Below are 10,671 nucleotides of genomic sequence, written 5' to 3'. Positions count from 1 at the left end.
CCGCACGGTCGTCGCGGTGCTCCCGGGCGAGCCGGCGGACCTGGCGTTCGCCCGCTACGTCGTGGCCCGGGACCGGCGCGGCGAGGCACTCGGGCGCGCCGAACTCCAGCTGGTCACGACCATGCTGCGCCGCCACCGCCTGCGGACCGCCGAGGCCGCCGCGCTGCTCACCACAGACCGCTCGCGGGCCCGCGCGATCCTGTTCGGCCTCGTGCGGACCGGGCTCGTCCAGGTGGCGGCCGACGGCGCGGGACGGGCCTGGTCCCTGACCGACCAGCTGCGCCACGACCTGCGCGAAAGCGCGGCGCACGTCCGGGCGCAGCGCACCGGTCCGCAGCCGCCGACAGCACGCCCGGCGCCGACGGCACAGCCCTCGATCCCTGCGATGACACCGACACCGGTGGCACCGGCAGCGCCCGCCGGATGGGCCATTCCGGATGCCGGGCCCGCCGTCCCCCACCGCAGGCTCGCGGGCGGCGGCTGAGCGCCGGGTGCGGCGGCCGTCCGGCGGTCAGGGTCCGGTGTGCAGCTGGCTGCCGAAGCGGGCCAGGGTGCGTAGCGGGAACGGCAGCCGGCAGCCCAGGTCGGCGGCGGCGGTGTCGACCGCGGCGAGTTCTCCGAGCACCGCCTCCCAGGGTGCGTCGCTGAGCAGCCCGAGCAGTGGCAACGGGCACGCCGCCCGCACCCAGCCCTGGTCCACGACGACGAAACCGCCGCCCATCCCCTCGACCGCCCGCGCCGCGGTCAGCATGTCGTCGTCGCGGGTACCGATGACGACGACGCGGCCGGGGGCCTGCGCGGTGGTGAACCCGAGCGCGCCGCGGGACAGCCCGCAGCCACGCACCAGCCCGATCTCGGCGGTCTCGGGCCCGCCCGCCCGCCCGAGGACCGCGACCTTCTGCAGGTCCCGGGTCGCGTCGGCGACCGCCCGCCCCTCACGCACCGTGGGCACGACTCGCACAACCCGCACGCCGGCCCCGGATACCGGCACCGGCGGCGCCGCGACCGGCGGGATCGTCGGGCCGGCACCGGCATCGATGCTGACCGCGGCGATGCTGCCGTCACCACGGCCGACGCGGGCGAGGTCCGGCCCGGCGAAGGAGCCGGCGTGCAGCGTCACGGGCAGCTGGATCCGGCCGGCGGCCCAGTCGGGCGCCGCATCGAGGTTGTCGAACAGCGGCCGGCCGTGCTCGGCGGCGATCCGCCCGCCGGCGACGACCACGTCGGGCGGAGCGGTGTCCGCGAGCGTGGACACCACCTGCAGGTCGGCGAGTCGCGCCGGGGCGACGGCGCCGAGGATCGAGTCCAGGCCGTAGGCCCGTGCGGGCAGCAGGGTCGCGCGCCGGATCGCGTCGATGGGGCTGGCGCCTCCGCCGACGGCGAGCCGCACATCGTGGTCGATATGCCCCTGGTAGGCCAGTTCGGTGACGGTCCGGCTGCCGGCCAGGCCGGCGGCCTCCAGCGCGCGGCGCAGGCCCTCGGCCGAGTCGGCGTCGAGGGTGGACATCCCGGCGAGTTCCCCGCCCGCCCCGGTGGACCCGGTCGGGCCGACCGTGTCGGACAGTGCCGCGTCCGGGGTGCCGCCCGAGCGGATCAGGACCCGCAGCGGCGTCCCGGAACCGGCCGCGAACTCCGGCCCGCGGATCCCGCCCAGCGCGATCAGCGCCGTCGGGTCGGCGAGCAGGGTTCCGGTGCCGCGGGGGACGAGGAGCCGGGCCAGCTCGCCGGGGCTGAGCAGCGTGTCCTCGATCCGCAGGCCGGGGTCCACATAGGCGGGCAGCACGTAGCGCCCGGCGGCGTCGAGGGAACGCCGGCCGCCCAGCGCCCCCGGTCTGGTCACAGCGGCGATGTGCCGTCCGACGATGAGAACGTCGCGGCTGACGACCGAGCCGTCCTGCACGACCACGACCAGCCCGCCGCGGACGACGAGGTCGGCGTCCTCCTCACCGCGGGCGACGCGGCGCATCCGGGCGAGCTGTGCGTCCGAGGCGCGCAGCCGGTCCGCGCCGAACAGCCGGACGGGCGGCCGCCCCGCGGGCCGCGCGGGAGCCGGCACGTCCGGGCGGTCCGCGCTCGGCATCACCTGGGGTGACGGCGTCTGCGGGGGCGGGACGTGCGGGTTGACGGGGTGGGTGGCCGCGGCCTGCGGCAATCGGCCCGGCGGGTGAGGTGTCGACATCAGCCGGGGTCCGTGGCTGGTGCGTGCGACGTTCAAAGGCTGTCCTTCACCCACCGGACCAGGCCGGTGCTACCTAGGGGGTCGGCCACCGGCTACCTGCCGCGGCCCGCGCTCGGGCCATACCGGGCCAGCACGATCGCCTCCAAAAAGCCCACGACCGCGTACAGCGCGACGCTCGCCACCGTGATCACGACGACCGCGGCCCACACGCCGCCGTAGTTGAAGGTCTGCTGGGCGCGCTGCATGTAGTAGCCCAGCCCCTCGCCGGTGGCCAGCCATTCCGCGAGCAGCGCGCCGATCACCGCGCCGGGCACCGCGATGCGGGCGGAGACGAACAGCGCCGGCAGAGCGCTGGGCAGGGCGACCTTGCGGAGCACCGTCGCGGGGCCGCCGCCGTAGGCGAGTACCAGGTCGGCGGCCGCCGGCGGCCCGGAGCGCAGGCCGAAGGCCAGGTTGACCAGCGACGGGAAGAACACGATGATGCCCGCGATCACGCCCACCGCGGTCAGCCCGCGCCCGAAGACCAGGGTCAGCACCGGGATCATCGCGACCAGCGGCACCGACCGCAGCATCATCGCCACCGGCATCAGCGCCCGCTCCACCGCGCGGAACAGCACGAACGTCACGGCCACGACGATGGCCGCCACGGTGCCCGCGAGATACCCGATGCCCGCGTCGCCGAGGGTGTGCCACAGCCCATCGAGGATCGCCTTGCGGCTCTGCGGGGCCTTCTCCGCCGTGAACAGATACGTCCAGACGGCCTTCGGGTCCTTCGCGACCAGCGAGTTCAGGTCGAAGACCTTGATGAACGCGTACCACAGTCCGACGATCACCGCGGCCGAGGCGACCACGGACAGGACCGTGCGGCCCACCCGTAGCGCGATCGTCGCGAGCATCATCCACCCCCTGGGTTACCGCGCGGCGCCCACGGGGTCATGAGCCGCGCGACCAGGGCGGTCAGCGCGTAGCCGAGGCCGGCGACGGCGGACGCGACGATGGCGAGCGCCCAGGTACGCGCAACCTCCAGCGCCTGCTCGGAGTGGACCATCGCGACGCCGAGGCCGCGATCGGCGCCGAGGAACTCACCGATGATGGCGCCGAGCACGGCCGCCGGCGCGGCGATCTGCAGCGCGGCGAAGGTGCTGGGCAGCGCGGCCCGCAGCCGGATGAGGCGCATCTGCTTCCACGCCCCGCCGCCGCTGGCCCGCACCAGATCGAGGCTCGCCTGCTCGGCCGCGCGCAGGCCGAGCAGCGTGCCGACCAGCGTCGTGAAGAACACCGAGATGCCGGCCAGGGCGATCTGCGGGGTGTGGCCGTCGAAGACGGTGGTCAGGATCGGACCGATCGCGATGACCGGAAGACAGTAGGACGCCACGCCGATCTGCAGCAGCACCCGCTCCACCACCGGCACCCCGAAGAACAGCACGGCCAGCCCGATCGCGAGGCCGTTGCCGATCAGCCAGCCCTTCGCCGCGATCTGCACCGTCGAGCGTGCCGAGGTCCACATCAGCTCGCGGTCGTCCCACAGCGCCCGCAGGACCTCCCACGGGGTCGGTACGGCGCCGCCGTCGGAGAAGACGGTGACCGCGAGCACCCACCACAGCGCGACGAGCCCGACCATCCCGATCCCGGCGGCGAGCCAGGTCGACCGGTCGGCATCGGCCAGCGGCCCGCGCCGGCGCGTGGCGGGCGATCCCGGCGGACCATCCCCGCCGCCCGGACCCGAGCCGCCGGGGCCGCTCGGACCGCCGGGGGTGCCAACACCGCTGCCGGCCGCGGCCGCGTCCTGCAGGGTCGTCACCCTGGGCTCCGGGCCGCGTCGGGCGCCGGTGTCCCCGCGGCCACGGCCTCCCGCTCGACGCCGGCCTCCGGCTCGGCGCCGGCGAACAGCAGGCTCGACAGCTCGTCGTGCAGCTCGTGGAACCGGGTCGAGCGCAGCATCTCCGGCGTGCGCGGGCGGGGCAGGTCGATCTCGACGGACGAGGAGATGCGCCCGGGGCGGGCACTCATCACCGCGACCGTGTCGGAGAGGACCACCGCTTCCGGAATGGAGTGGGTGACCAGCACCGTCGTCGTGGAACGCGCGCTCCACACCCGCAGCAGCTCGAAGTTCAGCCGCTGGCGGGTCATGTCGTCGAGGGCGCCGAACGGCTCGTCGAGAAGCAGGATCCGCGGTTCGACGACGAGGGCCCGGGCGATCGCGACCCGCTGGCGCATCCCGCCGGAGAGCTGCGCCGGGCGGGCCTTCTCGAACCCGGCGAGGCCGACCAGCGAGATCAGCTCGGCGATCACCGAACGATCCGCCTTCACGCCGCTGACCTCCAGTGGCAGGCGGATGTTCGCCTCGACCGAGCGCCAGGGCAGCAGGGCCGCGTCCTGGAAGGCGATGCCGAGGTGGTGGCCGCGGCGCGCGGCGGCGGGATGCTCCCCGTGCACCAGCACCTCGCCGGCGCTCGGGGCCTCCAGGTCGGCGAGGATGCGCAGCACCGTCGACTTGCCGCAGCCGGACGGGCCGATCAGCGTCAGGAACGAGCCCTCGGTCGTGGACAGGTTGACGTCGTCGAGCGCGAGGACGGACTTCCGGCCGAGCCGGAACTCCTTGCGCAGGCCCGCCACGCTCACGCCGGAGCCGGGGGCAGGAACGGACGGCTCCGCCGGGCCGGCGGGCTCCGACATGGGCGTGGCGGCTGCACTCACACTAGCTCCGGCTTTTCCTTGTACAGCTCCCGGATGATGGACAGATCGAACAATTTGTCCGCGGTAATGTCCACGCCCGCGAGCTTCAGCGTGGCGATGTTCTCGTCGACAAGTTCGTCGGTGACGGTGAACAGGCCGTTCTTCTTCGTGTCGGCGTTCAGGATGAGCTTGTTCTGGTCGGTGCTCTCCAGCACCTGCTCCTTCTCGTCCAGGCCGAGGTCCTTGCCGTAGACGGTGGCGGCGAGCTTCGCGCCGAGCGCCGGATCTGCGGTCGCGTCCTTCCAGCCGCGGATCTCGGCGGTGAGCGCGGCTTTCACCTTGTCCCGGTTCTTCGCGATCGACTCGTCGGTGACCATGAAGGTCTCCGAGACGAGCGGATAGTTGTGGTCGGCGAGCAGGAACGTGGTGACGTCGAATCCCTTGACGCGCAGCGCGTTCGGTTCGTTCGTGACGAAGGAGAACCAGCCATCGACGGTGCCGGTGGTCAACGGCAGCGGGTCGAACTCGACCGGCACCTTGGTGATCTTCGACGGGTCGATCTTGTTGGCCGTCAGGAACGCCGACCAGACCGACTCGTTGGTCGCCTGCACGCCGATCTTCTTGCCGATCATCGCCTCGGGCGAGGTGATCGCGTTCTTCGACAGCGACATGATCGCGAACGGGTTCTTCTGGTACTGCGCACCGATGATCTTCAGCGGCGCACCCTGGGTGATCGCGTTGCCGGTGATGTCCGGCGAGGAGATGCCGATGAAGGCCTTCCCCGTCGCGACGTCGGTGTCCTGCGGTGTTGCCGCCGCCCCGCCGGCGATCAGGTTGACGCCGGAGAAGCCCGCCGCCTTGTAGTAACCACGCTGGTCGGCGATGTACTCGCCGGCGAACTCGACGTTCTTGATCCACGACAGCCGGACAGCCAGCGTGCCGAACGAGCGCGCGCTCGAACTCGCGCTCGCGCTCGAACTCGTGCTCGTGTCCCCACCGTCGCTGTCACTGCCACAGGCGGCGAGCAGGCCGCCACCACCCGCGGCCAGCAGCGTCACCCCGGCGGAGACTCCCACACCACGGCGGAGGAATCTCCGCCGGTCCAGACCTGTTGTCACCAGACCCCCATCGACCTTCGTCCCCGGGCTCGCCCCACCGGCCGGCGGGCCCCACCCGCCCGAGCGGTCTCCCGGACCGTAGGAAGGATGCGTATCGACCCAGTCGCCGGTGTGTGAATTGCGAGTAACTCCATTCTCACCGACAACCCGCCCGCGCGCCGTCACCGACCCCCGGGAATCTCCTCGCCGGAAACCCGCGCGAAACGTGACCACCTCACCTGGGGTTCGTCGTTCACGCCGTCGACATCAGCCCCGCGAAAACAGCGCGTCCGCGCGCTCGGGCCGCCCGCACGGCGACCCGCCATCGACGAGCCTGCGGGCACCGGGCCGACAGCCTGCTAGGCTCCGCATTCGTGCTGCTGAGCCCCCATGAACAGGAACGGCTGCTCATCCATGTCGCGGCCGGACTCGCCCGGGAACGGCGTGCCCGCGGCCTTAAACTGAACTATCCCGAGGCCACCGCGCTGCTCACCTCGTTTCTGCTTGAGGGCGCCCGCGACGGTCGCACCGTCGCCGACCTGATGCACGCGGGACGAACCGTGCTCACCCGGGACGACGTGATGGACGGGGTGCCGGAGATGCTCGCCGAGGTTCAGGCCGAGGCGACGTTCCCGGACGGCACCAAGCTGGTCACCGTCCACCAGCCGATCCCATGATCCCCGGTGAGATCCTGCCCGGGTCCGACCCGGTCGAGGTCAACCCGGGCCGGCCCACGCGGACCCTGGTGGTGCGCAACACCGGTGACCGGCCCGTCCAGGTCGGGTCGCACTACCACTTCGCCGCCGCGAACCCCGCGCTCGACTTCGACCGGCACCTCGCCTGGGGGCTGCGCCTCGCCGTCCCCGCCGGCACCGCCGTCCGCTTCGAGCCCGGCGTCGAGCGGGAGGTCCAGCTCGTCCCGCTGGCCGGCGCCCGGATCGTGCCGGGCCTGCGCACGGAGTCCGCCGGCCCGCTCGACGACCCCGCCGCCGGCGGCATGCCCGGCACCGGCAGCGACCTGCCCGGATTCCTTGGAGAAGGCTCGTGAGCAGGCTGGACCGGTCCCGCTACGCCGCGCTGTACGGCCCGACGGTCGGCGACCGGATCCGTCTCGCCGACACCGACCTGTTCATCGAGGTCACCGAGGACCGCAGCCGCGGCCCGCAGCTCGCCGGCACCGGGGACGAGGCCGTCTTCGGCGGCGGCAAGGTGATCCGCGAGTCGATGGGTCAGGCGCGGGCCACCCGTGCCGAGGGCGCGCCCGACGTGGTCATCACCGGCGCCGTCGTGCTCGACCACTGGGGTGTCGTCAAGGCCGATGTCGGCATCCGCGACGGGCGCATCGTCGCCCTCGGCAAGGCCGGCAATCCGGACACCATGGACGGCGTCCACCCGGACCTCGTCATCGGCCCCGGCACCGAGATCATCGCCGGCAACGGCAAGATCCTCACGGCCGGCGCGGTGGACTGCCACGTCCACTTCATCTGCCCGCAGCAGGTGCCCGAAGCGCTCGGCGCCGGCATCACCACGCTGATCGGCGGCGGCACCGGACCGGCCGAGGGCACGAAGGCGACAACCGTGACCCCCGGCCCGTGGAACCTCGCCCGGATGCTGTCCGCGATGGACGACTTCCCGGTGAACGTCGTCCTGCTCGGCAAGGGCAACACGGTCAACGAGGACGCGATGTGGGAGCAGCTACGGGCCGGTGCCGCCGGCTTCAAGCTGCACGAGGACTGGGGCACCACCCCGGCCGCGATCGACGCCTGCCTGCGCGTCGCCGACGCCTCGGGGGTGCAGGTCGCGCTGCACTCGGACACCCTCAACGAGGCCGGCTTCGTCGAGGACACGCTCGCCGCGATCGCCGGCCGGGCTATCCACTCCTACCACACCGAAGGCGCCGGCGGCGGACACGCACCGGACATCATCACCGTCGCCGCGGCCGGCAACGTGCTGCCGTCGTCGACGAACCCGACCCGCCCGCACACGGTGAACACCCTCGACGAGCACCTCGACATGCTGATGGTCTGCCACCATCTCAACCCGAGCGTGCCCGAGGACCTGGCCTTCGCCGAGAGCCGGATCCGGCCCTCGACGATCGCCGCCGAGGACATCCTGCACGACCTCGGCGCCATCTCCATGATCGGCTCCGACTCGCAGGCGATGGGCCGCATCGGGGAGGTCGTGCTGCGCACCTGGCAGACCGCGCACGTCATGAAGCGCCGGCGCGGCGTGCTGCCCGGCGACGGCGCCGCCGACAACGCCCGCGCCCGGCGCTACGTCGCCAAATACACGATCTGCCCGGCGGTGGCGCACGGGCTCGACGCCGAGGTCGGCTCGGTGGAGCCCGGCAAGCTCGCCGACCTCGTGCTCTACGACCCGGCGTTCTTCGGCGTGCGACCATCGCTGGTGATCAAGGGCGGCTTCGTCGCCTGGGCGGCGATGGGCGACGCGAACGCGTCGATCCCGACGCCGCAACCGGTTCTGCCCCGTCCCATGTGGGGGGCCGCCCGAGGGCCGGCGGCCGCGTCGTCGCTGACGTTCGTCGCACCCGCCGCGGTCGAGGACGGCCTGCCCGACCGGCTCGGCCTGGCGACACCGGTGGTCCCGGTCGCCGACGTCCGCCGCCGCGGCAAGGCCGACCTGCCGGAGAACACCGCGACGCCGGACCTCCGGGTCGACCCGGACACGTTCACCGTCTTCATCGACGGCGAGGCCATCGAGGCCGACCCGGCCCGCGAACTCCCCATGGCCCAGCGCTACTTCCTGTTCTGACCGCTCCCCCGTTCTGACCAGCGTCCCCCGTTCTGACCATGCCGCCGGCCGGGTCGCCGGTGGCGCGGTCAGCGGGCGGCGTTCTTGATGAACTGCTCCCGGTAGCTGGCCCGGTCGCCGGCGTAGTAGCCCGAACGGACATGGCGGCGGGTGGTGTCGTCGGCGGTCGCGCGGGCGGCCGAATGCCACAGGTAGGCGTCATGCAGCAGCACGTCGCCGCGCTCGGCGTAGACGGCGATCTCGCCGGGGATCTTCTCAAAGCCGAGCGGCATCGGACCGGGCGGTTCGGCGTCGCCGTATCCCCCGGTCGGGCGGGCGTCCGCCGGCACGGCCACGTTGTTGACGTTGCGGTAGGGCGCCGGCGTCGCCCAGCGGTGCGAGCCGGGCACCACCCGCAGGAACCCGTTCGCGGGGCTCGTCGCGTCCACATGGATGGTGAACGCCGCGCCGGGCCACACGTCCAGGCTCGGCATCGCCTGCCAGTCCGAGTGCCAGCCGATCCTGGTGTATCCGGATTCCCGGCCGGGCCGCGCGTCCTGGTAGACCACACCCGAACCGGAGCCCGGGATCGACCAGACGTCGCCGCCGAGCAGGCGGCGCAGCACCTCGACGAGAGCCGGGTCGGTCTGCGCGGTCCGCACCGCCGGGGAGAGCTCCTCGACGTGCTCGACGTAGTTCACGTACGCCTCGGCACTGCTGCCCGGACGGCCCTCGGCGTGGCGGGCGTCCAGGTACTGGGTGGAGCCATGCCGCTCGGGGACCGTCCCGGCGAGCACCGCCCGCTGCGCCGCGGCGCACTCCTGCTCGATGCTGTCGACGAGCGCCGCCGGCAGCAGCCCGCGCAGCAGCACGAACCCATGCTGGTGATAGAACTCCGCGAGCCCCGGCACCGCCGCCGGATCGGGGTCGGACGGGGTGATCGTGAACACCCCGAGACCCGTCATCCCCGGCATGGACGGCACGCCACGCACCGCTGACGGTTCGTCCGGGCCAGTGGCGGGACCCTGGCGCGGCATCGGACTGCCCACCGTCGTACCTCCGCTTTCGTGACGATGCTCCTGTGCCGGTCATCAAGCTACGGGCCACGGGTTTCGCCGCCGTTGCCGTTGCCAGCGGCCCCCGCCGCGGCAGTCCGCCGGCGCTAGTGTCGGCCGCGGGTCCGGGTCCGGGTCCGACGGCCGCTGTTGCCGCCGGAACGCGAGGTCTTCGGCTCGCACTCCCAGCTGTGGTCATCCCCGTCCCACTTGGCCTGGTAGCCCGACTGGCAGGTGGGCTTGGGCGGCCGATGGTCCGCGCAGGAGGTCAGCCCGGGTGCCAACGCCACCGTCGTCACGAGTAGTCCGGCCAGGCGGGCCCGCCTGGCGCCGAAACGCGCGGATCGTCGCGTCATCATCAGGTTGAATCCCCTCGTCCCAGGGCTTTCGATGTCCTGGCCGAGGCCCACGCCGCTCCCGTACCCCTACGAGATCGACATTTCCCCCCTGCCCAGGGCCAGTTCGCGTCGCCACCCCCGCAGTGGACCGCGGCTACCGGCGGCAGACTCTCGCACGGAAGGCAGGCCATGACCGCTTTGTCGCCCGAACGACCCGTCCGGCCCGCGGACCTGGTCGCGCACGACGTCCGCCGCGCCACCCTGCTGGTGCTGGTGGACGGCCGCATGCCGACGGGTGGGCACGCGCATTCGGGCGGTGTCGAGGCGGCGATCATTGATCGCAGCCTGGCGGACCTGGCCGACCTGGAGCTGTTCCTGCTCGGCCGCCTGCACACCGCGGGAGTCGTCGCGGCCGCCTTCGCCGCGGCGACCTGTCACGCCCTGGCCATCCCCGGACCCGGCCCGGCCGATGCGGCTGATCCGGCAGACGCGCCGGCCGACCCGGCAGACGTGCTGGCCAGCCTGGAGGCCGAGCTCGACGCCCGCACGCCCTCCCCCGCCCAGCGGGCCGCCAG

General features: G+C 73.1%; 11 protein-coding genes and 1 pseudogene. 5 read left to right on the top strand and 7 right to left on the bottom strand.

Annotated elements, in window-relative coordinates; all coding sequences use genetic code 11:
- Positions 1-484: pseudogene (locus MXD58_RS11285) on the top strand (ATP-binding protein); the annotation flags it as partial.
- A 27-nt stretch (positions 485-511) separates the two neighbouring features.
- On the opposite strand, the gene MXD58_RS11280 reads toward MXD58_RS11285, so the two are convergent.
- The 5 genes from MXD58_RS11280 to MXD58_RS11260 are packed head-to-tail and all read right to left on the bottom strand — an operon-like array spanning position 512 to position 5,973.
- A complete protein-coding gene (locus MXD58_RS11280; protein WP_250609291.1) occupies positions 512-2,215 on the bottom strand; it encodes an adenine deaminase C-terminal domain-containing protein in 1,704 nt (567 codons plus the stop codon).
- A 56-nt stretch (positions 2,216-2,271) separates the two neighbouring features.
- The gene (locus MXD58_RS11275) at positions 2,272-3,078 is read right to left on the bottom strand and encodes an ABC transporter permease (protein ID WP_250609290.1); all 807 of its coding nucleotides are present in this window, start codon (positions 3,076-3,078) and stop codon (positions 2,272-2,274) included.
- Entirely contained in the window at positions 3,075-3,980 is a 906-nt protein-coding gene (locus MXD58_RS11270; RefSeq protein WP_248839090.1) for an ABC transporter permease, read from the bottom strand. Before MXD58_RS11270 ends, MXD58_RS11275 begins: the two co-directional genes overlap by 4 nt.
- Positions 3,977-4,876, bottom strand: coding sequence for an ABC transporter ATP-binding protein (locus tag MXD58_RS11265; RefSeq protein WP_248839089.1), 900 nt, complete (start codon positions 4,874-4,876; stop codon positions 3,977-3,979). Before MXD58_RS11265 ends, MXD58_RS11270 begins: the two co-directional genes overlap by 4 nt.
- Complete coding sequence (locus MXD58_RS11260) at positions 4,873-5,973, bottom strand: ABC transporter substrate-binding protein (RefSeq protein ID WP_248839088.1); 1,101 nt, start codon at positions 5,971-5,973, stop codon at positions 4,873-4,875. Before MXD58_RS11260 ends, MXD58_RS11265 begins: the two co-directional genes overlap by 4 nt.
- Positions 5,974-6,326: 353 nt before the next feature.
- Here MXD58_RS11260 and MXD58_RS11255 point away from each other — a divergent pair, with 353 nt between their 5' ends.
- From MXD58_RS11255 to MXD58_RS11245, 3 genes are read left to right on the top strand one after another with little or no spacing between them, the layout of a single operon-like run.
- The gene (locus tag MXD58_RS11255) at positions 6,327-6,629 is read left to right on the top strand and encodes an urease subunit gamma (protein ID WP_248839087.1); all 303 of its coding nucleotides are present in this window, start codon (positions 6,327-6,329) and stop codon (positions 6,627-6,629) included.
- Positions 6,626-7,000, top strand: coding sequence for an urease subunit beta (locus tag MXD58_RS11250; RefSeq protein WP_248839086.1), 375 nt, complete (start codon positions 6,626-6,628; stop codon positions 6,998-7,000). The genes MXD58_RS11255 and MXD58_RS11250 overlap by 4 nt, the downstream gene beginning before the upstream one ends.
- Positions 6,997-8,724, top strand: a complete 1,728-nt coding sequence (locus MXD58_RS11245) for an urease subunit alpha (protein ID WP_248839085.1) — start codon at positions 6,997-6,999, stop codon at positions 8,722-8,724. Before MXD58_RS11250 ends, MXD58_RS11245 begins: the two co-directional genes overlap by 4 nt.
- A 68-nt stretch (positions 8,725-8,792) precedes the next feature.
- On the opposite strand, the gene MXD58_RS11240 is transcribed toward MXD58_RS11245, so the two are convergent.
- Both MXD58_RS11240 and MXD58_RS11235 read right to left on the bottom strand, forming a co-directional pair.
- Positions 8,793-9,677, bottom strand: coding sequence for a phytanoyl-CoA dioxygenase family protein (locus MXD58_RS11240; protein ID WP_248839194.1), 885 nt, complete (start codon positions 9,675-9,677; stop codon positions 8,793-8,795).
- Between the two features lie 188 nt (positions 9,678-9,865).
- Entirely contained in the window at positions 9,866-10,117 is a 252-nt protein-coding gene (locus MXD58_RS11235) for a hypothetical protein (RefSeq protein WP_248839084.1), read from the bottom strand.
- A gap of 168 nt (positions 10,118-10,285) precedes the next feature.
- Here MXD58_RS11235 and MXD58_RS11230 point away from each other — a divergent pair.
- Positions 10,286-10,671 (top strand): urease accessory UreF family protein (locus tag MXD58_RS11230; RefSeq protein ID WP_518477795.1); only part of this gene is annotated, 386 nt, incomplete at its 3' end.

This window comes from Frankia sp. AgKG'84/4 (assembly GCF_023242965.2).
Classification (GTDB): Bacteria; Actinomycetota; Actinomycetes; order Frankiales; family Frankiaceae; genus Frankia.
This window is presented reverse-complemented; position numbering and strand designations above follow the sequence as displayed.

Bases quoted from the DNA above. Each gene is read 5' to 3' on its own strand.
- MXD58_RS11275 (WP_250609290.1), bottom strand. From the start codon at position 3,078: ATGATGCTCGCGACGATCGCGCTACGGGTGGGCCGCACGGTCCTGTCC.
- MXD58_RS11250 (WP_248839086.1), top strand. From the start codon at position 6,626: ATGATCCCCGGTGAGATCCTGCCCGGGTCCGACCCGGTCGAGGTCAAC.
- MXD58_RS11240 (WP_248839194.1), bottom strand. From the start codon at position 9,677: ATGCCGGGGATGACGGGTCTCGGGGTGTTCACGATCACCCCGTCCGAC.
- MXD58_RS11235 (WP_248839084.1), bottom strand. From the start codon at position 10,117: ATGATGACGCGACGATCCGCGCGTTTCGGCGCCAGGCGGGCCCGCCTG.